We start from the raw sequence: 22,039 nt of genomic DNA, 5'->3' as shown, positions 1-22,039 counted from the left end.
GAGACCTGAAAAAAGATCCTGTAAACCGAACCTTTCAGGGGGACGCTCTCAAAAGAAGGACCTCGGCTATGAATCCGGTCCGTGACTTGATTTGAATGTTATCAACGGCCTTCTGAACCGTTTTAAGCCTGAGAATTAACCATTAAAAAGACTCAGCCATGATAACGATCCAGCTTATTGAAACTCTTTATCGAAACTCTGTTACACCCCAGATGAGGAATTTCCATGAAAATAAAAACAAATCTTATATCCGGAAGGACCGCCGACCAGGGCGCACATCTGGAAGCAAAGACGCATAAAGGCTACTTTGATGCCTGTGCTTACTGCGAGCTGAACGCTGCTGACCTCGAGAGACTGGGTGTCTCGGAAGGTGACAGCCTGAAAGTTACCACCGAATTTGGGGAAGTGGTGGTATTTGCAAAGGCAAACGACGGAAACCCTGAAGGGCTTGCCTTTATTCCCATGGGCCCCTGGGCAAACGCCGTACTGGACCCTGACACCCACGGCTGCGGAATGCCCGGATTCAAAGGTGTCCCTGCTGAAATTGAAGCTACGGAAGAAAAGCCCCTGGAAATGAAGGCCCTTATGAGGAAGTATTTGGAAGACTGAATTCCAGATCCTCCTGAAACAAGAAATTCACATTTCATCAGATACCGGAGAAAACCGAAAAAATCGGAGGAAAAAATATGCCAGTAATTAAAGACGCAGTATGTTCCCTCTGCGGGTCCCTCTGCGACGATATCACGGTCACTGTTGAGGACAACAAGATCACGAAGGTAGAAAACGCCTGCATCCTCGGGCACAGCAAGTTTGTCGGTATGTTCGAACACGACAGGATCGAAACCCCGATGATCAGAAAAGGCGGAGAACTTGTCCCTGTCTCCTATGAAGAGGCAATCGAAGCTGCCGCAAAAATTCTCGTAAATTCCAGGAGGACCCTTTCCTACGGCTGGTGCTCCACCTCCTGTGAAACCGTTGGCGGTGCAATTCAACTTGCCGAAGAAACCGGCTCGGTTATAGATTCTACAGCAAACGTTTGCCACGGGCCGTCAGCCCTTGCTGCCCAGGAAAAAGGTTCTCCTTCAGCTTCCCTTGGAGAAATAAAGAACAGGGCAGATTTAATCGTCTTCTGGGGCTGCAACCCTGTCCATGCCCACCCCAGGCATATGTCCCGTTACTCCAGCTTTTCAAAAGGCTTCTTTACCGAAAAAGGGCGGAAAGGCAGGAAAATGATAGTTGTTGATGTCAGGAAAACTGACACTGCAAAATTGGCTGATAAATACGTAGAGATTGACCAGGGGTCGGACTTTCTTCTCGTTACCGCCCTTCGTTCAATCATAAACGGGCACGAAGACGTTATTCCGGAGACGGTTGCAGGCATCTCAAAGGCTGAAGTCCTTGAACTTGCAGAGACCCTGAAGAATGCAAAGTTCGTCTGTATTTTCTTTGGTATGGGAGTCACCCAATCCCGCTCCAAATACAAGAACGGAGACGCTATGTCCTCTCTGATTTCAGATCTTAACCAGCACACTAAAGCCGTGATGATCGGGATGCGCGGGCACTATAACGTTACCGGTTTCGGGCAGGTAGCTACCTGGGAAACCGGTTTCCCGATGGCAATCGACTTTGCCAGAGGCTATCCATACTACAACCCCGGAGAAACCGGAGCAAACGACTTGCTTGTGCGCGGGGAGCCGGATGCTGCAATTATAGCTGCAGCTGATGCAGGAGCCCACTTCCCGCAAAAAGCAGTCAGGCACCTTGCAAGGATTCCTGTAATCCAGATCGACCCGTATGCCAACCCGACAACCGAAATTGCAGACGTGGTAATCCCATCGGCAATCGTAGGAATCGAAGCCGAAGGTACGGCTTACCGTATGGATGCAATCTCCCTCCGCATGAAGAAACTGATTGATACCAAGTTTAAGACCGACGAAGAAATCGTAAAAGACCTGACTGCAAAGGTCAGGGAACTGAAGAGAGGTGCGTAAGATGTCGGAGATTCTGATTAAAAACGCCAGTGTCTGTGACCCTGCGCAGGGAATTAACTGCGAGCCCATGGACATCTGCATCAGAGACGGAAAGATCGTAGAGAGCGTCTCCGGAAATGCTAAGGTAATCGATGCAGCAGGCAAGCTCACCATGGCAGGAGGCTTTGACGGGCACACCCACAGCGCAGGAAAAATTAACGTAGGCCGTTTCATCAATCCGAATGATGCAAGGAAAAACCCTGTACCCGGACTTTCGGGCCAGGTTGCACGCACCGAAAAGACAAGAGCGCAGGTAGGGTACAACACCCCCAATACTTACGCAATCGGGTACAGGTATGCAAAACTCGGGTACACAACTATCTGTGAAGCTGCAATCCCCCTGCTTGCCGCAAGGCACACCCATGAGGAGTTTAAGGAAATCCCTATCCTTGACAAAATGGGGCTTTCTCTCTTCGGGAGCAACTGGCAGGTTATGGAATATATCCGGGACAAGGAACCTGAAAAACTTGCAGCTTACATTGCCTGGGGCCTGAAAGCTTCAAGAGGCTATGGCGTAAAGATTGTAAACCCCGGAGGCGGAGAAGCCTGGGGCTGGGGAAGGAACGTAAGCGGCCTTTACGACCCTGTCCCTAACTTTGATGTAACTCCTGCAGAGATCCTTATGGGGCTCGTAGAAGCTAACGAGCGCCTGCAACTCCCTCACTCCATACACGTGCACTGCAACAACCTCGGAAAGCCCGGAAACTATGAAACCACCATAGAAACCATGAAGCTCCTTGAGAAGGTTAAGCCGAGCCGGGACAGACAGGCCCTGCATGTAACTCACGTGCAGTTCAATGCCTACGCTGGGACTTCCTGGAGGGACTTTGAGACCGGAGCCCCGATGGTTGCAGACTATGTCAACGGGGCGGACCACCTGACTTTTGACCTCGGGCAGGTAATCTTTGGCCCTGCAGTGACAATGACTGCAGACGGACCTGTGGAATACGCAAATTCAAGAATGCTGCACGAAAAATGGAGCAATCAGGACATCGAACTGGAAGATGCGTCCGGAGTCGTTCCTCTGTTTTATTCCCCAAAAAGTTTCGTAAACGCAGTCCAGTGGGCAATAGGGCTTGAACTCGCCCTGCTCGTAAAGGACCCCTGGAAAATCATGTTCACAACCGACAGCCCCAACGGCGGTTCTTTCGTTAACTATCCTGAAGCTTTTACCTACCTTATGAGCGCAAAGAGGAGAGCAGAGGTTATCTCAGGCTTTTCCAAGATGGCTCTTGACAGGATGGTACTGCCCGGGATCGACAGGGAACTGGACTTCTATGAGCTTGCCGTCATGACAAGGAGCACCCAGTCAAAGATATACAGCAGGCCGGAGAAAGGAAACCTGAAAGTTGGCTCGGATGCAGACATTGCAATCTATGACCTCCTGCCTGACCAGGTTGACCCCTCGACAGAGTACGCAAAGGTTAAGCAAGCTTTTTCAGGTGCAACATATACTCTGAAAGGCGGGGAAATCGTTGTAAAGGACGGAGAAATCGAAGCCACCCCGAAAGGAAAAACTTACTGGGTGAATGCGAAAGTTCCGGAAAGAGTCGATACTGCGATGCAGAAAGATATAGACCGCAAATTCAGGAAGTACTACACCGTGAGTAAAGCCAATTATATGGTTGAGGACTCGTACCTCCAGAAGCCTGTTGAAATCGAAACGGAGGGGGTGTTCTAAATGCAGGTCGTAAAACTTTCCCTCAAAAAGGCAAATAAAATCCCCATCGAAGCCGATAATATAAATCCTGACAACTTTGCCGGCAAGCCCGCAGAAGAGATTAAGGCGATCCCTGTCTGGTACGGAAACGGACATTACCCCCTCGGAGACTTCTTTAATGTAGAGGTAGAAGGTAACGACTCCGTAGAAAACACAAAGATAGTTTTCGATGGAGATGTCTCCAGAGTGAAGCGCATAGGGCAGAACATGAGCGCAGGAGAGATCGAGATCAACGGCAACGTGGACATGCACTGCGGCTTTGGTATGAAGGGCGGAAAGGTCGTGATCAACGGCGATGCTGACAGCTGGCTCGGCTGCGAGATGGCAGGCGGAGAAATCGTCCTCAACGGAAATGCCTCCTATTATGTTGGGGCAGGCTACCGCGGAGAAGCCTGCGGCATGCGCGGAGGAAAGATCACCGTCAACGGTAATACGAAGGACTACCTCGGCGAACACATGTGCGGAGGAGAGATCCTCGTAAAAGGTGATGTAGGGCTCCTTCCCGCAATCTCAAACAACGGCGGAAAAATAGTCATCGAAGGCAATGCCACCATGCCCGCAAGCGAAATGAAGAACGGCACGGTCATCATCAAAAGTGCAGTGTCCGACCTGCTCCCCTCCTACAAAGAAGAAGGGACAGAAGAAGTCGAAGGCGTTACATACCGCAAATTCGTAGGCGATGTTAACGTCGGCGGAAAAGGCGTATTGCTTATAAAGTGAACTACTTGAAATACTTGAAATAAATGTATGGCGGATAAGAACGAAATAAACAGAGACTCCAGGGAGTTTATTTCTTATCCGCTTTGCTGCCCTTTTTTACATCTCGGTTCTTTTAGATCTCCTATTCAAATATTCTAACCCTCCGTTCATATGCCTTTATTCCCAATGTTCACAGAACTTGTTCTTCCCTAGTTGATGGTTTAAGTAATGAGCTGAACCAAGCGGACTAAATTAAAGATATCTCTGACCCTTTCGACGTTATTCGCTATACAGTGTCGTTCATTTCCCGCTCGACGTAGGAGAGCGGTCTTTCCCGAAAAGACAAAAAGATAGACGAATGAAGAGAACACGCCGGCAAGTAAAAGCTTCTGAGACGCTTGTAAGCGAGGAAGAGAATCAAAGAGTAAAACAGAAAAACAAAAGATTCCAGCTTTGAAAATTCGGAATACCAACCGATTAATCCGGAGCCGTCAATTTTAAAAAGGAAATAAAAAAGTTGAAGAATATCAACTTTACTGAAAAGGAATTAGTATCCGGTTGCTTCTGCCAGCTGCCTGATGGGAGCTTCTTCAGCAGTGTTTCCGTAAACTACTATCACATAGTTTTCATTGTTCCAGATGTAGGTGTATCTGGGAACGGTTTCTCCTCCTGATGTAACATATTCGGTGATTTTCACAGCGGAATGTCCGTTAAAGGATTTATCGGTAAAACGGGAGCCACTGCTCAACGGAGGGAAAGAAGCTTTGTATGCGTCGATGAAATTGTTTGCAACTTCTTCATCTTCAAGTTCGATTGCATCTATATAATAATTAGTTTCGTTAGAGTCTTTGTAGATCCCTTCGGAGACGTTAAGGACCCCGGAGACATTTTCAGCGTTGTAGTCACTTTTAATTTCATCCGTGGAGAGAGGAATGGTATCAACGTACTCAAAGCCTGCAGGAAGAGTTTCAAGTGTGCTTATTCCGGCTACGTCATCCTCAGAAATTACATTTGTTTCCGGATTGGCCGAGTCTGTCCCGTTAACTGCAGGGGAATTGTTGTCCACGCAGCCTGAAAACGCGATCATCAAAACCGCAAACACAGATATTAAAGCTATACTTTTTTTCATGGTATTTCACCTTGATCTGTAACCCTGAAACAGACGGTTTAAAGAATCAGGATTTCAGAATTAAAAGCATCGAGGGAATTAAGAAATCTACAAATAAAAACTTATCTGCAAAAGAAACCAAAAAAGAATTTAAAAGAGAGAAGGGTAGGAAAACCCTTCACTCAGAAAATTTAGTTGTTCCTCCTGACGAGGTAAACTACTGCGAGGAGTCCGACAAGGCCGAACACGAATCCGAATCCAGGAATACCGGATGGTTCAGTTTCGGTTTCTCCGGGTTCAGTTTCGGTTTCGGTTTCGGTTTCTCCGGGTTCAGTTTCGGTTTCGGTTTCAGTAACTTCTCCTGAGGGTTCAGTTTCGGTTTCGGTTTCGGTTACTGTCTCGGTTTCCTCTGCACCTGGGACTTCATCGCCGATGGTCTTCTCAACGTATGGGTAGTACCTGAGATCAGAGGATGAAGTGTCAGCGACCATGAAGTACATGCCCTCTCCGATTTCTTCTTCGGAATCCCTGGTCAGAGTGAAGGTGTCTTCATTGCTGATGGTAAGGGTGTCACCGTCGATGGATACATCGTCAAGGTTACCGAATTCGTCATCAGACTCGATGGTCATTGCGTTTGCGTAGTCAATGAGCCAGAGACCTTCGATCTGGGCAATGCTGTCGACTGCGCCCTGGAACACCTGGTTGACATGGACTTTGAGGACAACAACATCGTCTTCGTCCTCGATGTCATCGAGTTCTACATCCCACGTGTTGGCTTCATCGTCAGTAGATGATGAAACTGAGATGATTTCGTCATCTACGAATTCTCCGTCCTTGGTGAATTCGAGCCAGACTTTCTCACCGTCAACATCAACCTGCTTGGCTTCGATAGCGTAGCCGTCACCGAGGTCGAGCATTTCACCGGTTCTGATGGTGTACTTGTCATCGCTGTCAAGGATAAGCTTTGCGATCTTGTCTGCCTTGTCAGGGTTGATCGGGATGTATTCTTCTGCAAAGAAACCCATAACAGGGTACTGGTCCCAGCCTGCGTCCGGGTTGTCGTACTCGTAGTCAACCTTTGCGATGGTGGTGGTGTAAACGAGACCGCCTTCATCTATCACGTTTCCTTCAAGGTCGGAGACTGTGAGTTTTTCAGTGGAAACATCATCGTCGATGTCATAGTAGAAGCCTGCAAAGCTGCTTGCATCCCATTCCTGGTTACCAAAGCCGGAAGCGACTGATCCCCTGATTTCATAGGTACCGGGGTCTGTGATTTCCTTCATTGCATAGAACCTGAGTACAGAGGATGGGGTGTCAGCTGTGGTGAAGTAGAGACCCTCACCGATTTCCTCATCGGAGTCCCTGGTCAGAGTGAAGGTGTCTTCGTTGGTGATGGTAAGGGTGTCACCGTCGATGGATACATCGTCAAGGTTACCGAATTCGTCATCAGACTCGATGGTCATTGCGTTTGCGTAGTCAATGAGCCAGAGACCTTCGATCTGGGCAATGCTGTCGACTGCACCCTGGAAGACCTGGTTGACATGGACTTTGAGGACAACAACATCGTCTTCGTCCTCGATGTCATCGAGTTCTACATCCCACGTGTTGGCTTCATCGTCAGTAGATGAAACTGAGATAATTTCGTCATCTACGAATTCTCCGTCCTTGGTGAATTCGAGCCAGACTTTCTCACCGTCAACATCGACCTGCTTGGCTTCGATAGCGTAGCCGTCGCCGAGGTCGAGGAGTTCACCGGTTCTGATGGTGTACTTGTCATCGCTGTCAAGGATGAGCTTTGAGAGCTTGTCTGCCTTGTCAGGGTTGATTGGAATGTACTTCTCTGCGAAGAAACCCATCAGGCTGTAGTTGTCCCAGCCGGCATCCGGGTTGTAGTACTCGTATTCAACTTCCTGGATGGTTGTCTGGTAAATGAGACCGTTTTCTCCAATGACGTTGTTTTCAGTGCCTTCAACTTGTTCAATGGAAAGGGTTTCGGTTGTTACGTTATCGTCAATGTCGTAGTAGAATGCTGCAAAGTCAGTTGCATCCATTGTAAGGAGTCCATCATCGCCATATGTAGCAATAATGTCCTCGATGTCAGAGCCATTGTACACTGGACCACGGATCTCAATCATGTCTGCTGCAGTTGCGGCGGATGCAAATACAGTGAGAAGCATGAGGGCAGCCAGTGATAATGCTGCAAATCTCTTCATTTTATTGTTTCCTCCATGTTTGTTAAGATATATCGTATGTAAGAAGAAGTGTCGGGATCAAACACTTAAAGGGTTTCACCGTTCTTCGCCAAATAAGACTTGTCCATTTTCGTCTATTGTCGAAGAGGATTTCATTCCCTCCGTATCCCTCTAAATTGGATTACAAGTGTTCTATAAAATAATTGCATTATTAAATCTTTTGTGGTCTATTTCAGAGAAATTAGAGAGGAAAAGCGCAAAACAACGATACAAATGACGGTAAATGTCGAAAGGACCCGGGCAGAATATTCGTCAGAGGTTAACATAAAAGACAAAGTCGAAATACTTATAAAACACCATGGAAAAAGGATAATGTGTTTCTGGAAACAGGGCTAAAGAATTTGAAACAATACTAATTTTAAAAACCAATTATGTAGAAACTCCATTTATTTGAGGTTTGCTTATTTTAAAAAGCTCTTGAAATGGAAAAAATGTTCCACACCTCACGTTCCGCATCTCACACGGATCAGCAATTTTTCAACTGTAAAACAGGAGCAAGGGCTTTATTATTTCAAAAGCCAGGGTAAATTACGTATTACAGTGTCAGCCATCTTCCGGAAAGAAACAGTACCTGAACACCCCATAAGCCTGCAAATTTAGGGAATTAAGGCGAAGTGGGAATAAACATTTGAAACAATTAAGTTATTTTCCGCACAGACTTTCATTAATTTTACATAAATAAAAGTCAAAATTTGTACATATTGCTCGGATTGCAGCATAATTATGCAGCCTATTAGAAATTGACGATATGAGAAAAGAAATATAAAATAAGAAAAATATATAAAAGAAAAAGTAGAGAAGTAGCTTCAAGAAAGGACCCCCTAAAGAGTGGGTACCCGAATCTCAGACAGGTAAACTATATAAGATCATATTTTATATGAACAGCACAACATAGGATTAAAAAACAACAAGGGGTATCAGCTTTGGAATGCCAAGATATTATTCAGGATGTCCTCTGCAGGATTAAAGCCATCAAAGGCGTAGAAGATACGTACGTTTTGAATGAAAAAGATAAGGAGAAAATATTTGAGCTCGAGAAAAAAGCCGAAGGCGCAGTCCTGATGGGCATGGGAGTCGGAGACAATCAGGGAATCAAAGAAGTTCTCAAGCGAGAGATAATCATAGCCTTTACAACCAACATGGACTATGTATGGCCAGAGGGACCAAATGTGATTCTCATGCAATACGGGGAAAAAGTAGGAGAGGATATCTATGACCCCGAAAAAATCGAAGAGTGCAAAAAATGCAAAGATATGATGGTGATGGGAAATTTTGTAATTTACAGAAGTGCAGTACCAAAGCCAAAGGAGGCAGGTAAGGAACCTCTCACCGTTGTCCTCCCTCCACAAAAGTGTGAGGATTTAGAGTGCGTGAGTAGCATAAACAACATTGTGCTCGCATCTCCTTCCACACCTTCGGATGAATATATAAGATCTGTCATGGGCCTCAAGCCAGCAATAGGGCTGGGAACTTTTATCATAGGATTTGATTTCTGTTGATCAACACAAGACAAACGAAATTGCCAACCCTTCCGGATACCCGGGAAATATATCCGTGACAGATAACAGCCATGATACTTGTCAATTGATTCCCTCTTCAAATCAATTGACTATATTATACTATTATTGAGGCCCAACTCATTGAGGCTCAACTCAGAGAAATTGGTAATCAGGTACTGTAATTGAGAAACTATTCGGAGTAATCGACAACTATTCGGAGTAATCGATTACGGATACCTTATATTTGATACACTCACCCACACGGATATTATAATTGATACATTCACCCGGTACAACGTTAAAGACTGAAATGATCATCCGTACAAAAAGAGAAAGTAAAATTATCTGTTTTAATGAAGTAGACGGAATTTGAAATGAAGGAAACTGATTATAAGAGGGCCTGCAGGAATACCCTTGAAAAGGTACTTGTCGGGGAAATAAAAAACGAAGACCAGTTGAACAAAGTAAAAAAAGACGTAAGTAAACTATATCATCTTGCCAGCCTGCCCAGGAACGGAGATATAATTATGCAGGGTACACCCGAGGAGCAGGCAGTAATAAAAGAGTTCCTCAGGCGAAAACCTGTAAGGACAATTTCCGGAGTTGCGGTAATTGCCGTAATGACCTCCCCTGCCCCATGTCCTCACGGAGTTTGCCTGCCCTGCCCCGGCGGCCCCAATTCGGCTTTTAAATCCCCTCAGAGCTACATGGGAAGAGAACCTGCAGCAATGAGGGCAATTCAACACGAGTTTGACCCTTACACCCAGGTCCAGTCCAGGCTCTCCCAGCTAAAGGAAATAGGCCATGATGTGGAAAAGGTGGAGCTGATAGTCATGGGAGGCACATTTTCAGCCCGCAGCCTCGATTATCAGGAATGGTTCAGCAAACGCTGCCTTGAGGCGATGAACGATTTCACAGGCACCGAATGGAGGGAAAACGCCTGGAGGATAGGAAAAGCCTCCCCTTACATCCCTCTTGAAGAGGCCCAGAAAGCTAATGAAGTAGCTGATATCCGGAACGTGGGCATAACATTCGAGACCCGTCCAGATTGGGCAGCAGAAGAACATGTGGACGAGTTCCTCAGGCTCGGAGGAACAAAAGTTGAGCTTGGAGTCCAGAGCGTCTATGATTTTATCCTGACGCGGATGCAGCGAGGACACGGCGTTGCAGAAATCGTCAGGGCTAACAGGATTTTAAGAGACAGCGCCTTTAAAGTAGGCTTCCACATGATGCCCCACCTCCCGGGAGCGGATTCAGAACTCGATCTAAGAGGGTTCAAAAAACTCTTTGAAGATCCGCGCTTCAGACCGGATTACCTCAAGATTTATCCGACCCTTGTGACCGAAGGCACAGCGCTGTACAGGATGTGGGAAGCCGGAGAATATCAGGCCCTTTCCGATGAAGAGGCTGCAGAACTTGTTGCAGACATAAAAGCCGTCCTGCCCAAATGGGTAAGACTCCAGCGCATCCAGCGAGACATTCCCGCCCACCAGATCTTTGCAGGTGTCAGAAAGAGTAACCTCAGGCAGCTTGCAGAGGAAAAACTCCGGGAAAAAGGAGGCAAATGCCGCTGCATACGCTGCAGGGAAGTAGGACATAACAGCCTGAAAGGAGGAAGGATAAACGAAAAAGATATCGAGCTTACCATGGAAACCTACGAGGCCTGCAACGGTACGGAATATTTCATTGCTTTTGAGGATCTTTCGGCAGATGTCCTTATAGGTTTTACCCGGCTGCGTTTCCCGGCAGCTCCCCACCGCCGGGAACTGCAGGATTCCGCCCTTATAAGAGAACTGCATGTTTACGGCTCCATGGTCCCTGTGGGAAAAGGAGCAAAACAAAAGGAATGGCAGCACAGGGGATATGGGAAAGAACTTATTGAGCACGCGGAAATAATCGCATCCGAAGCCGGCTATGAGAAACTTGCAATAATCAGTGGAATCGGGGCCAGAGAATATTACCGAAAACTCGGATATAATCTTGACGGACTTTATATGGCAAAGACCCTGAGAGGCTAAAAAATAGCCCTCTTTTTCCTGCATACCGCAAACCGGGTTTTGGACCATCAAGCAGGTATTTCAATCCTCTTTTCATAACATATTTCAACCTCTTTACAAGAACCTTTTTAACTCCCCTTACGCCAATATTTCTTCAACTCTTTTTAGTTCCAGTTTATCAAGAAATAACCCCTGTAAATATTCAGATTCCGGAAAAACTGCCCCTTAAAGTGTAGTTAGGAAATAGCAGGAGTTGAGAAAAACAATATAAAAAAACATATAAATTTAAACAATGCACTACAGAGTAATTAATTTTACAAATATAGGAGAATGACTGTACAATTTAAAATATTATGTTTGGAGAGATTTGGCTGGGATCAAACATTCCGGAGGAAAAAGCTACAACCTCGGTAAGTAAATCAATAAAAATAAATACAAATCAGTAAAGAGAAAACAAACAAATTGAATAGTGTATCTTTTTTTAATACAGGTACAATATATAAAATGTATAGGGTAGATCAAACATAATTAATGTAAAAATATAAATAGTACTGTGCAAATTAAGCAAGTCAACTGAATAACAATATTGTAGTGTAAATCAAAATTCATACGTTAGTCAGTTAAAATAAACAAAGATAGAAGAACTGATTCTGAAGAAAATTCAGTTTAACCGTCGGGGGGTAAGAATGATAGGGGTCGTAAAAAAGGTTGAAAACATAAAGGAGACTGTAAGTATTTTATCCGTGTTACCTGAAAGATAAGGAAAAAAAGGACAATAAAAAAGAACTATTTAACTAAAACCCCTGTCCGAAGCATTCGAATTGATGGATTTCACAGGAGAAATTTACAGAAAAAAATATTAAATAATATGGTATGTTAACGTATATCCATCTTCACTAATTATGTAAAAAGGGTTACATCCAAAAATAAAATAATAATTTTTGCATTCAGGAAAAAATATTCTTCAAGATTCGGGAAAAGAGTGCTGACCACTTAAAACAAATCCTAGAAAGAAAAATTATAAAACCAAGGATAAAAACAGAATGTGTAAAACGTATGGCTATTAACTGAATCAGTTTCAAGAACAAATTTTGAAAAAAATAAAAGTAAAAAAACATTCATAAAAAAATAAATATTATGAGATCTTAACCTAATAAAAAATATAACAGGCCGAATTCAAAGCCCTAATTCGGTCTTAAACTTGAAAATAAAAACAAAAATTAGATAAAAACCTGAATTAAAATTTGAATTAAATCCCGAATTAAATCCCGAATTAAATCCTGAATTAAACCCTAAATTAGGCTATAAATTAAATTAGAAATCCTGAATTAAACCCTAAATTAGGCTATAAATTAAATTAAAAACCCTAATTGAACCCTAATTAAACCCTAATTAAACCCTAAATTAAACCCTAAGAAACCCAAAAAAAACGAATTAAACCCTAAGAAACTCTAAAAAACCTGGAAAGAACGGTGATAAAAATGAAAATTAGAGTTGTAAGTTCAAAAGCAGAGATTGACACTTTAAAACTCAATGAGGAAATTGTCCATCTCGCATTCAGGCCATCCAACAAGGACATTTTTAAACTCATTTTGAAGTGTCCGGAAGTAAAAGCGATCCACATCCCGAGCTCGTACAAGAGAACTATCTCCAGTTCTGCACAGATGTATCTCTCAATGCAGAACATTTCCTTGCTTGAAGGCGATGTATGGGGCCACAGAAAAGATATCAATGAATATTCCGAAGTTTCCCAGCATGTGTTTGACCGCATAAAGGAACTGAAGGAAGAAGGTCTTTCTGATGAAGACACCGTAGAAAGACTTGTAAGGGAAACAAGGCTCAGTCCGGACTTTGTGACCTTTCTCGTATCAAATTAAAATAAAATTCAAAATAAGCCGATCAGAATCCTGGTCGGCATTTATTCTCCGGCAAAATTCCCTGCTTTACTTTTTTAATTAGCCAGAGACATATCCTGAAGCAAACGTCATAGGTCCTGTAGCTAATCCAGGATAAAATTTTTTAGAAAATTGGTCTTATATAATTAACGGGTCCTGAAATCAATGGATTTGAGATTTCCATCACCAGATTTGAAATTTCAATTACCAGTAAGCTTTTAAAGGAAACTATTATAGATAAATCCGGCTATACCCCGTTATTTAGATAAAAAGATTAAATAAAATAGAGAAAAACAGGAGAAAGGATTTTATGACCGAGTTCGAACGTGTGCTTGTAAACTCATTTAACGCATACATTAAGGAAAAAGGTATAAGAGCCATCTCCTATCGACTTAAACAGCACAGGTTCACCTCCCAGTTTCTCGACGTGCTTGTAGATTCCCTTGACCCTGACCTGTACCTGGGAATAGAATGCAAAAGTATTTCCGTGGATAAAGGAGCAAATGCACTTTACTTCTCCCAGCATTTTACTGTAGACAAAAAAGGAATCCATCAAATCGAAAGGATTTCGGACTACCTGAATCGATCAGGAAGGAAAGGCTTCCTTGCAGTGGAGCTTCGCCTCGGGACCGGGCGCGAAAGGGAAGCATATATGGTGCCCTGGGAAGAGCTGGAGAAGTTTTATCGTACAAAAAATCTTAAACTCACAGTAGAGGAAATCCGAAGTTTTCCGGAAATCAAAAGGAACGGAAAAGATTACACGATAAACCCCAGAGAGTGGGAAAGAAAAAATCGCTGAGAAAAAGAGAACTTAACCGAAGCAGCAGAGAATCTCGGAGAGAGTAATGACTGAAACTATGAAAGCATTCGGAAAAGAAGCGAACAGGTGCGCCGAAGAGATAAGAAAACACAGGACAGTGCACGTAGTATCCCATATTGATGCGGACGGGCTGACTTCTGCAGGGATTATCTGCACAGCTCTTGAGCGGGGAAATTTCGAATATACAACACGTTTTGTAAAGCAGCTCGATGAAAAAGTCCTTGATACTGTCGCAGATGAAAACCACGAATTTGTAATTTTTACGGACCTCGGAAGCGGGATGTGCGAACAGATAAAATCACGCGGGATCAGCGCTGTTGTCTCAGACCATCACCAGCCTCAGGGCAATCTAGATCTTCACCTCAATCCGCACCTTTTTGGGGCAAACGGGTCTTACGAACTTAGCGGCTCGGGGACCACTTACCTTCTGGCTTCAGCCCTCGGGAAGAACAGAGACCTATCCCCGCTTGCCATAGTAGGGGCTGTAGGGGATATGCAGCACCTGAAAATGGGACAGCTTGTAGGAATTAATCGGCAAATTCTGGAGGATGGGGTGCAAGGAGGGTACCTTGAGTTCAAAAAAGACCTGACTCTGTTCGGAAAGCAGACCCGCCCCGTCTACAAACTTCTGCAGTACTCATCTGACCCTTACCTTCCCGGACTTACCGGAAATGAAGAAGCCTGTATAGAATTTCTTCATACCCTGAATGTTCGCTACAGTCAGGACGAGCGCTGGGTGCGCTGGATAGACCTGAAGGTTTCAGAAAAACAGAAAATTGTCACAGGGCTCTTCCAGTATTGTCTTAGATCAGGGATCCCGTCATACAGGATTGAGCGCCTGATAGGTGAGGTGTATGTCCTTCTCAATGAGAGGGAAGGAACGGAAATGAGAGATGCCTCAGAGTTTTCCACACTCCTGAATGCTACTGCCCGGTATGACCATGCTGACATCGGGCTTGCAGTCTGCATGGGAGACAGAGAAAGCGCCTACGAAGAAGCCAGAAAACTGCTTGCCGAACACAGGCAGAACCTCGTTAACGGACTTGTGTACGTTAAAGAAAATGGAATTACTCAGCTCGAGAACATACAGTACTTCGATGCAGGTTCGCAGATAAAAGAAACTATTGTAGGAATAATTGCAGGCATGAGCTCCACAATAGTCGAAAACCGAAATCTTCCGATTATCGCCTTTGCAAACACAGAAGGAGGGATAAAGGTCTCGGCAAGAGGGACGCAGGACCTGATCCGCAGAGGAGTAAACCTGTCGGAAGCAATGTCAACGGTCTCGGCCGAGGTCGGGGGAGCAGGCGGCGGACACGATATCGCCGCGGGAGCAACTATTCCTGTAAACATGAAGGAAGACTTTGCCCGAAAACTGGACATTTTCATAGGAAAACAGCTTCAACGAAAAACAGCTTCAAGATGATTAAAGCAGCCATCGGGGAAAAATTATAGAAAGCCGGTTTTCTTGAAAATCAAATTAAGGACTGCTGAAAGAGGGGGGTTGGAATAGAGGTCATAAGCAGGTCTCAGACCAGGTCTTCAATCCGGCTCATTTCCCTGAAAGGAATTAACCTTGACATTGCACTTGTGTCGATAGGAATTCCATACTCCTGTACGACAGCCATCGGATTTGTTCCTCCGATGACAACTATTCCGAGGTGGTCTCTCTCAATAGGGATATCAAGAACCCTCGTGTTCGGTTCCCCTACTTCTAAAATTCCGCTGAAACCTGCATCCAGTAAGTCAGAAAGGGTGCTTTCGATCGCATCTCTTGCAACCATGGGAGATTCTCTCAGGTTTGCAAGAACCTTGCCCGAACCTGTCCTGAGCATTTCAGACACGGACGTAATTCCCTGCGACATCAGGACTTCCAGGGGATCTACGGTTGTACTCACATATGTCAGCACATCGGTAAAACGTACAGGTATGCCGTTTCGGATCTGGACAACCCCCCCAAGCTTCGGATGCACAGGAATTCCTGCTTTTAACAGTACGCCATCAATAGTTATACTGCAAACAGTTCCGACCCCTACTTTTCCATTTCCAACGGTCAGGTTTCCGATTGACTCCCCTTCGGAAATTACTTTTACGTAAGGAGTTACGGAAAGCCCGCTTGAGATTACCATCTTGAAGATCCCGAGCACATCATCCAGGTCTTTTTTCTCGATAACGGAGAGATTAAGTATGATATCGCCATCCATTTTTTTAGGATTAAATGTAGTCCTGTACATGAGATCCCTGATTCTGGATGATGTAAACTGAATACGGTATCCATTTTTTTGCATTTCAACCCTCATCTAATTGAAAGTATTAATACCTATTATAAGTTGTGTATCGTATGGATAAAAATTGTCCTTCCACTAGAAAAAATATCCTCTCGCTGGCATTGAAAAAATATATTTAATATTGGCATCAACCCGATGTCTGCAAACACTGGCTACAAATCCCTATCCCATAAGGACACAATAAAAAGATGAAAATCAGGGTTTAAGATGATAGAAAAAAGGTTTGAAATTAGGTTTCTGAGAGAATCTTTCAGAAAAACATAGAATGTTAATCGTACACATCCCGAAACCCGAAAACCTACTCACAGAACTCCCGACAGGAAGCCCATATAGTCCTGCGGAGCCGATAAGAACCTTAATTTCTCAGCCCTATGCACAAGATCGTACATGTTTTCCCCGAAAGCAAGCCCTATTTCATCAAAGCCCAGAGGTTTGAGATAACGAATAGGTGGAATATCCCTGTAAAGGGGATTTTTGGCAAAGCCGTCTTTAAGAAGGAAATATGCAGCCCCGGAAAGTCTTTTTATAGGCTCGTAAACCGATGAGAACTCACGGCAAACCCAATTTGCCATTTCAAGGGTCTTTTCAGAAGCGTTTATTGTGACATGTCCGTACCCTGGCGGGACAAGTACAAGGTCTCCTTTTTCTGCTTTGATAACTGCCACATCCAGAACAATGTCCTCTTCCCCGGGCTTCGCTTTTTGCAGCACATAAGTAGCAGAACCGTCAAGCACCTGGTAAAGCTCAGGATAAGAAACATCCGTGCCGGGAACCAACGGATGGTAATGACCTACGGTTTTAACGTATTCCGAACCGAGCATCCCTGGAGGGATTCTTGTAATATCATACCTGAGGTGATGGGATTCAATTACCCCATGATCGACGTCATTTTTAGCGAGATCCCTGAACATATAATACATGTCCCGATTTCTCTCATAGATCTTTTCAAACCATTCCCTGTCAAACACCACATCTTCCATGTCCTGGAGCTTTCTTACATCTGCAACAGTGACTTTATCCCCGAACTTCAGTGTTACTGCCATTGAATTCCCCTTTCTTTTAGAGCATACGGATAGCGTTCAATACCATAATGGGTCTGTGCAATTACGTACGAGATTTCATACAAGATTTTGCCATAAAAGCCAGCAATGAATCAGTAAGGCCAAAATCCAGAATAGAAATATAGCATATAAGTTATTAATTGACAATATATACCTGTTGCTGACATTTCTACTTTTTGGCAAGATCTTCAGAGGAAAACGCACCGATTCACGTCTTCAGAGCCTTTTCAACCATTTTAGGGTAAGTAAGTTCGATAATGGTTTTCAGGTTGACTATATCCTCCCGGTTATATTTAAGAAGCAGGTCCAGAGCTCCCTTATCCCCCTTCTCGTACTGCCTCCAGAGCCTGACCGCATCAAATCCGTCCATTCCATCCGTATCCTCACTTCTACGAATTCCGAGCACTTTCTCGATATTTTTGAGACCCCCGCCATACCCTATACGCCGCAGGGGATACATCAGGTCGATATGGAGCTGCTTGAACTCCAGTTCGGGAAATTCGGATTTGATGAAAGGAATATCAAAGCGAGCCCCGTTAAAGGATACAAGGAGCCTGTATTTTGAAAATTCCTCCACTATGTCATCGAGGTTGATTCCCCGCACATACATTTTGGGCTCGTTCCCGTCATAGATTCCAACAACGGTTATCCTGTCTCTGGCAGGAGAAAGCCCTGTGGTTTCGATGTCAAAGAAAGCGACAGAGTCGGAAAATAGAGAATAAGTCCTCCAGTGTTCTGCAGATGGCAGGCGCTGTGAAAAAAAGAAACAATCTTTTTCAGCCAGATGCCTGCAAGAGGTCTTTATTTCCTCACAGATTCTGGTTTTCCTTGAAGGAGGAATAGAGATCCGATCCTCCATTTCCAGGAACTCGTCCCAGCTATTTATTCCCGAAGCCCAGATTTTCTGTTCAAGAGCCTTGCCTACACCCGGAATGTGAATATATGTGTTCTTCAGCATTTTTCCCCTGACTCATTGGAAGTGATCTTTAATAAAAATACTGCATGAGGACTGAAAGTAATATGGAACGCAGACAGGGGGGTTTTCAGGAATATGCCAGTCGTGTTTAGACATTGTTTAGACATTGTTAATAGTCAACCCTTCCATGAAGACTCGACCCGTGGGAGTGTAGACAAGGCTAATATACTTATTCAGTTAGGATAGAATCTACTCTTTAATAAAATCTACTCTTCATCTCTTGCGAGGGCAAAATATAAAGAGGACGAGATGGTTCAACTAAATGAGATAGGGGAAAAGGTAAGTTCAGGATTTCTAGAAAGCCAAAAAAATAAATACAAAGAATAGCTACCACCAGACCGATTCGAAATTCAGGATCGATTTTTAAATCAGGAGTAAGAACAGAATCAGAAAAGCCTCCTGAAAATAAATCTTTGATACAGGTGTACGAGTTATGGCTAAAATCTCTGTAATTGGTGCAGGAAATGTAGGTGCGACCACGGTTCAGCGGCTGGCCGAACTGGAACCTGGCGAAATTGTCATGACAGATATTGTGGAAGGGTTACCGCAGGGAAAAGCTCTTGACCTCATGCAGGCAGGGTCAATAAATGGTTATGATACGTATATAACGGGTACTAACGATTATGCAGGCATTGCAGATTCTGACCTGGTGATCATTACAGCCGGAATTGCCAGAAAACCCGGAATGACCAGGGAAGATCTGATGAAAACCAATTCAAAAATAATAGGAGATGTCTCCCGAAACATTGCAGAGTATGCTCCGGACTCCATTGTTATAAATGTCACAAACCCGCTTGATATTATAACTTATGTGGCTATGAAAACAACAGGTTTTGAGACAAAAAAAGTCTTCGGAATGAGCGGAGTGCTTGATACAGGGCGTTTTGCAAGCTTTATAGCAGAAGAACTGAAATGTTCGAAAAAAGACGTAGAAGCAATGGTAATAGGAGGGCACGGAGACCTTATGGTTCCCCTCCCCCAGTATACAACAGTCTCGGGGATTCCGCTTCCGGAACTGCTCCCGGAGGAGACAATTGCCAGGCTTGTGGAAAGGACAGTGAACGGAGGAGCCGAAATAGTAGGGCTTCTCAAACAGGGAAGTGCTTTTTATGCCCCGTCTGCGGCCATTGTGCGCGTGGCAGAAGCCGTGCTTAAGGATTCAAAGCGCATTCTCCCGACGTCTGCATATCTTGAAGGGCATTACGGGCAAGAAGGAATTTACTTCGGGGTGCCCGTGAAAGTGGGGGCAAACGGCATAGAAGAAGTCCTCGAGCTAAAACTTGATGAAAACCAGTACGAGATCCTCAGGAAATCTTCAGAAACGATCAAAAGGGGGATCGCAAAACTGGGGATATGAAGAATAAATCCAGAAGGCGAAAACAGATAAAACTGGAAAGGGGTAAAACTGAAAATAAGTCCGGTGAAAAGGGAACAGAGCTGAAAAGTAAATCGAAACAAAAGCCTGATTCCATAGAGGAAAAGATCAGCAAATCAATCCAGACGGATTGTAAAAACTCCTGGAGATTTGCCTGATATTCTGTTTTTGCTCGATTTTCCAGCTTATTCTACTATTAAGCTATAAAATAACTGTAAAATTTGGAATTATATTCATTAATAGAGAAAAAAGAACCCAGTAAATGTAAGATATAGCCCAGTAAAACTGTAAGATATATAAGTATGTTTTTCATATAAGGTAGAGGAAGAGATTTAAATAAATTTAGGATGCACAGATAACTTAAATTAATGAAATAATTTAATAGAGCAGGGATATAATGCGCGCAGAACTCACATCACTCTTTGGCCTAAACATATACACAAACAACGGTGTTTATGTAGGGAAGTTGCAGGACCTTGTAATTGATGTAGAGGAACAGAAAGTTACCGGGCTTGCTGTTTCGGACATTAACAGGGAACTTTTCGACATCAGCAGCAGAGGTATTATCATTCCCTATCGCTGGGTTATAACAGCAGCCGACATTATCATAATCAGAGACGTAATCCAGAGATACAAAAAGAGGAAAGAAGACTGAATAGTCTTTAGAAAAGATATATGAAAACCCGGGAAATCTATGCTGAAATGCGCTATATCCCGCCAGTGGTCTTGCGCGCTGTCGGCAGGAATATTAAAAATACACTTTCAGGCCTGGGCTTTGAGAAACCCTATGATAAAACCTTCGCCAGAGCAATGGCGGACACTGCCGAACTCTTCATAAAAAAAAGCGGCTTAAGCCCTCTTTTTGCCTATACTTTTTCAGATGAAATCAGCTTTCTGTTCACATACCCCCCTTTTGACGGCAGAGTGGAAAAAATCGATTCTGTTGTAGCGAGCTTTCTGGGAAGTGCTCTTACAATAAAACTGCGGCCTGAAGAATCCATAGCTTTTGATTCAAGACTTGTGGCTCTTCAAAAAGAAGAAATCCCGGAGTATTTCCACTGGAGGCAGCTTGAAGCAGGGTGCAACTTTGTAGCTTCCTGGGGATACTATGCTCTAAGGAACGAAGGCATGGGGAAGAACGAAGCTGCAAAATATCTGAGAAGAAAAAAAGAATCGGAAATCCCAAAATTCAAATCCGAAGAAGGAATCCCGTTTTTAGAGAAACTTATTAATAGAAACTGAGTTTTTCAGGATAAGAAAAGAAAAGGAATGTAGATGCAATGGACAGACTTGAGCTTATCAGAAGAAATGTTCAGGAAATTGTAACCGAAGAAGAACTGGAAGGACTGCTTGACAATAAAGAAGCTCCCCGTGCTTACGTAGGCTACGAGCCGAGCGGAAAAATCCACATGGGGCACGTCCTTACCGTGAACAAGTTAATAGATTTGCAAAAAGCAGGGTTCAAGATCACTGTCCTGCTTGCGGATGTACACGCTTATCTGAACAAAAAAGGCACGCTGGAAGAAGTCCGGAAGATTGCAGACTACAACAGGCGCTGCTTTATCGCTCTCGGGCTTGATAAAGAACAGACCGATTTCGTTTACGGTTCAGACTTCCAGCTGGGAGCCGAGTACATGTTAAACGTGCTCAAACTTTCAAGGGCAGTCACCCTTAACAGAGCAAAGAGGAGCATGGACGAGGTCGGACGTGCAATGGACGACCCCACCGTTTCCCAGATGGTTTATCCCCTGATGCAGGCTATTGATATTGCTCTGCTTGGGGTGAATGTGGCGGTGGGGGGGATTGACCAGAGAAAAATCCACATGCTTGCCCGTGAAAATTTAAAGAGCCTCGGGTTTGACACACCGATCTGTATTCACACTCCAATTCTTCTCGGGCTTGACGGAACCAAGATGGCTTCTTCAAAGGAAAATTTTATTTCGGTAGATGATACTGAAGAAGAGATCTACAGGAAGTTTAAGAAGGCTTTCTGCAAGATCGGAGACGTAGAAGAAAACCCTATCCTTGCTCTTTTCCGCTATCACATCTTCCCAAGGTACGAGACAGTTGTTATTGAAAGACCGGAAAAATTCGGGGGGAACGTCACATATAACAGTTATGCTGAGATGGAAAGCAACTTCATAGGAGAAAAAGTCCACCCTATGGACCTTAAAAATGCAGCTGCAAAATATATAAATGAGATTCTGGATCCTGTCCGAAAAGTTCTTTTATGAATTCCGGAAGGGTAAACCCCTTCCAAAGATTTAAGGGAAAAATCCGGGTGAAGGCGTAACGTAAGGGGAGAGGGAATGTGATATA

19 protein-coding genes are annotated in these 22,039 nt (G+C 44.1%); 14 read left to right on the top strand and 5 right to left on the bottom strand.

What is annotated here, in order from left to right; translation table 11 throughout:
- The first annotated feature begins 225 nt into the window (after positions 1 to 225).
- From MSSIT_RS03930 to MSSIT_RS03915, 4 genes are all read left to right on the top strand, one after another.
- Complete coding sequence (locus MSSIT_RS03930) at positions 226 to 609, top strand: molybdopterin dinucleotide binding domain-containing protein (RefSeq protein WP_048170204.1); 384 nt, start codon at positions 226 to 228, stop codon at positions 607 to 609.
- A 77-nt stretch (positions 610 to 686) separates the two neighbouring features.
- Positions 687 to 1,991 carry a formylmethanofuran dehydrogenase subunit B gene (locus MSSIT_RS03925; protein ID WP_048170203.1) on the top strand — a complete coding sequence of 435 codons (1,305 nt, stop codon included), beginning with the start codon at positions 687 to 689 and terminating at the stop codon, positions 1,989 to 1,991.
- 1 nt (position 1,992) lies between these two features.
- Positions 1,993 to 3,711, top strand: coding sequence for a formylmethanofuran dehydrogenase subunit A (locus MSSIT_RS03920; protein ID WP_048170201.1), 1,719 nt, complete (start codon positions 1,993 to 1,995; stop codon positions 3,709 to 3,711).
- Positions 3,712 to 4,470 carry a formylmethanofuran dehydrogenase subunit C gene (locus MSSIT_RS03915; protein ID WP_048170199.1) on the top strand — a complete coding sequence of 253 codons (759 nt, stop codon included), beginning with the start codon at positions 3,712 to 3,714 and terminating at the stop codon, positions 4,468 to 4,470. It abuts the gene before it with no gap.
- A gap of 526 nt (positions 4,471 to 4,996) precedes the next feature.
- Here the strand turns inward: MSSIT_RS03915 and MSSIT_RS03910 are convergent.
- Both MSSIT_RS03910 and MSSIT_RS03905 read right to left on the bottom strand, forming a co-directional pair.
- Positions 4,997 to 5,578, bottom strand: coding sequence for a hypothetical protein (locus MSSIT_RS03910; RefSeq protein ID WP_048170197.1), 582 nt, complete (start codon positions 5,576 to 5,578; stop codon positions 4,997 to 4,999).
- Positions 5,579 to 5,748: 170 nt separating this feature from the next.
- Positions 5,749 to 7,770, bottom strand: a complete 2,022-nt coding sequence (locus tag MSSIT_RS03905; RefSeq protein ID WP_048170195.1) for an S-layer protein domain-containing protein — start codon at positions 7,768 to 7,770, stop codon at positions 5,749 to 5,751.
- A 962-nt stretch (positions 7,771 to 8,732) separates the two neighbouring features.
- Between MSSIT_RS03905 and MSSIT_RS03900 the strand changes: the two genes are divergently transcribed.
- The 5 genes from MSSIT_RS03900 (at position 8,733) to MSSIT_RS03880 (ending at position 15,446) form a co-directional block, all read left to right on the top strand.
- Positions 8,733 to 9,308 (top strand): hypothetical protein, encoded by a 576-nt coding sequence (locus MSSIT_RS03900; protein ID WP_048170194.1) that lies wholly within the window; start codon positions 8,733 to 8,735, stop codon positions 9,306 to 9,308.
- A 374-nt stretch (positions 9,309 to 9,682) separates the two neighbouring features.
- Complete coding sequence (locus MSSIT_RS03895; protein WP_048170192.1) at positions 9,683 to 11,326, top strand: tRNA uridine(34) 5-carboxymethylaminomethyl modification radical SAM/GNAT enzyme Elp3; 1,644 nt, start codon at positions 9,683 to 9,685, stop codon at positions 11,324 to 11,326.
- Positions 11,327 to 12,786: 1,460 nt separating this feature from the next.
- Positions 12,787 to 13,182, top strand: a complete 396-nt coding sequence (locus MSSIT_RS03890) for a DUF1699 family protein (protein WP_048174488.1) — start codon at positions 12,787 to 12,789, stop codon at positions 13,180 to 13,182.
- Between the two features lie 328 nt (positions 13,183 to 13,510).
- Entirely contained in the window at positions 13,511 to 13,999 is a 489-nt protein-coding gene (locus tag MSSIT_RS03885; protein WP_048170190.1) for a hypothetical protein, read from the top strand.
- 46 nt (positions 14,000 to 14,045) lie between these two features.
- Positions 14,046 to 15,446 (top strand): DHHA1 domain-containing protein, encoded by a 1,401-nt coding sequence (locus MSSIT_RS03880; RefSeq protein WP_048170189.1) that lies wholly within the window; start codon positions 14,046 to 14,048, stop codon positions 15,444 to 15,446.
- Between the two features lie 103 nt (positions 15,447 to 15,549).
- Here MSSIT_RS03880 and MSSIT_RS03875 read toward each other — a convergent pair whose 3' ends face one another.
- From MSSIT_RS03875 to MSSIT_RS03865, 3 genes are all read right to left on the bottom strand, one after another.
- Positions 15,550 to 16,308 (bottom strand): DUF128 domain-containing protein, encoded by a 759-nt coding sequence (locus tag MSSIT_RS03875; RefSeq protein WP_048174487.1) that lies wholly within the window; start codon positions 16,306 to 16,308, stop codon positions 15,550 to 15,552.
- A 302-nt stretch (positions 16,309 to 16,610) separates the two neighbouring features.
- Positions 16,611 to 17,351, bottom strand: coding sequence for a glucose-6-phosphate isomerase family protein (locus MSSIT_RS03870; RefSeq protein WP_048170187.1), 741 nt, complete (start codon positions 17,349 to 17,351; stop codon positions 16,611 to 16,613).
- A 226-nt stretch (positions 17,352 to 17,577) separates the two neighbouring features.
- Entirely contained in the window at positions 17,578 to 18,327 is a 750-nt protein-coding gene (locus MSSIT_RS03865; protein WP_048170184.1) for a ribonuclease H-like domain-containing protein, read from the bottom strand.
- Positions 18,328 to 18,778: 451 nt separating this feature from the next.
- Here MSSIT_RS03865 and mdh point away from each other — a divergent pair, with 451 nt between their 5' ends.
- The 5 genes from mdh (at position 18,779) to MSSIT_RS03840 (ending at position 21,954) form a co-directional block, all read left to right on the top strand.
- Positions 18,779 to 19,702, top strand: a complete 924-nt coding sequence (mdh, locus tag MSSIT_RS03860; RefSeq protein WP_048170182.1) for a malate dehydrogenase — start codon at positions 18,779 to 18,781, stop codon at positions 19,700 to 19,702.
- On the top strand, positions 19,699 to 19,878 hold the full coding sequence (locus MSSIT_RS03855) for a hypothetical protein (protein WP_048170181.1): 180 nt from the start codon (positions 19,699 to 19,701) through the stop codon (positions 19,876 to 19,878). The genes mdh and MSSIT_RS03855 overlap by 4 nt, the downstream gene beginning before the upstream one ends.
- A 239-nt stretch (positions 19,879 to 20,117) precedes the next feature.
- A complete protein-coding gene (locus MSSIT_RS03850; protein ID WP_011020862.1) occupies positions 20,118 to 20,375 on the top strand; it encodes a PRC-barrel domain-containing protein in 258 nt (85 codons plus the stop codon).
- Between the two features lie 20 nt (positions 20,376 to 20,395).
- On the top strand, positions 20,396 to 20,962 hold the full coding sequence (locus MSSIT_RS03845; protein ID WP_048170178.1) for a tRNA(His) guanylyltransferase Thg1 family protein: 567 nt from the start codon (positions 20,396 to 20,398) through the stop codon (positions 20,960 to 20,962).
- 38 nt (positions 20,963 to 21,000) lie between these two features.
- A complete protein-coding gene (locus MSSIT_RS03840; protein WP_048170176.1) occupies positions 21,001 to 21,954 on the top strand; it encodes a tyrosine--tRNA ligase in 954 nt (317 codons plus the stop codon).
- Positions 21,955 to 22,039: the final 85 nt, after the last annotated feature.

Origin of the sequence: Methanosarcina siciliae T4/M, from assembly GCF_000970085.1 — an archaeon.
In the GTDB taxonomy this organism is placed as follows: Archaea; Halobacteriota; Methanosarcinia; order Methanosarcinales; family Methanosarcinaceae; genus Methanosarcina; species Methanosarcina siciliae.
The sequence above is the reverse complement of the archived record's forward strand: the minus strand, read 5'-3'. Positions and strand labels throughout refer to the sequence as shown.

Excerpts from the sequence above, each read along its gene's own strand:
- MSSIT_RS03910 (WP_048170197.1), bottom strand. The coding sequence starts at position 5,578 with ATGAAAAAAAGTATAGCTTTAATATCTGTGTTTGCGGTTTTGATGATC.
- MSSIT_RS03905 (WP_048170195.1), bottom strand. The coding sequence starts at position 7,770 with ATGAAGAGATTTGCAGCATTATCACTGGCTGCCCTCATGCTTCTCACT.
- MSSIT_RS03840 (WP_048170176.1), top strand. The coding sequence starts at position 21,001 with ATGGACAGACTTGAGCTTATCAGAAGAAATGTTCAGGAAATTGTAACC.
- mdh (WP_048170182.1), top strand. The coding sequence starts at position 18,779 with ATGGCTAAAATCTCTGTAATTGGTGCAGGAAATGTAGGTGCGACCACG.
- MSSIT_RS03920 (WP_048170201.1), top strand. The coding sequence starts at position 1,993 with ATGTCGGAGATTCTGATTAAAAACGCCAGTGTCTGTGACCCTGCGCAG.
- MSSIT_RS03880 (WP_048170189.1), top strand. The coding sequence starts at position 14,046 with ATGACTGAAACTATGAAAGCATTCGGAAAAGAAGCGAACAGGTGCGCC.
- MSSIT_RS03925 (WP_048170203.1), top strand. The coding sequence starts at position 687 with ATGCCAGTAATTAAAGACGCAGTATGTTCCCTCTGCGGGTCCCTCTGC.
- MSSIT_RS03885 (WP_048170190.1), top strand. The coding sequence starts at position 13,511 with ATGACCGAGTTCGAACGTGTGCTTGTAAACTCATTTAACGCATACATT.
- MSSIT_RS03875 (WP_048174487.1), bottom strand. The coding sequence starts at position 16,308 with ATGCAAAAAAATGGATACCGTATTCAGTTTACATCATCCAGAATCAGG.
- MSSIT_RS03930 (WP_048170204.1), top strand. The coding sequence starts at position 226 with ATGAAAATAAAAACAAATCTTATATCCGGAAGGACCGCCGACCAGGGC.
- MSSIT_RS03845 (WP_048170178.1), top strand. The coding sequence starts at position 20,396 with ATGAAAACCCGGGAAATCTATGCTGAAATGCGCTATATCCCGCCAGTG.
- MSSIT_RS03890 (WP_048174488.1), top strand. The coding sequence starts at position 12,787 with ATGAAAATTAGAGTTGTAAGTTCAAAAGCAGAGATTGACACTTTAAAA.
- MSSIT_RS03895 (WP_048170192.1), top strand. The coding sequence starts at position 9,683 with ATGAAGGAAACTGATTATAAGAGGGCCTGCAGGAATACCCTTGAAAAG.
- MSSIT_RS03850 (WP_011020862.1), top strand. The coding sequence starts at position 20,118 with ATGCGCGCAGAACTCACATCACTCTTTGGCCTAAACATATACACAAAC.
- MSSIT_RS03915 (WP_048170199.1), top strand. The coding sequence starts at position 3,712 with ATGCAGGTCGTAAAACTTTCCCTCAAAAAGGCAAATAAAATCCCCATC.
- MSSIT_RS03855 (WP_048170181.1), top strand. The coding sequence starts at position 19,699 with ATGAAGAATAAATCCAGAAGGCGAAAACAGATAAAACTGGAAAGGGGT.
- MSSIT_RS03870 (WP_048170187.1), bottom strand. The coding sequence starts at position 17,351 with ATGGCAGTAACACTGAAGTTCGGGGATAAAGTCACTGTTGCAGATGTA.
- MSSIT_RS03865 (WP_048170184.1), bottom strand. The coding sequence starts at position 18,327 with ATGCTGAAGAACACATATATTCACATTCCGGGTGTAGGCAAGGCTCTT.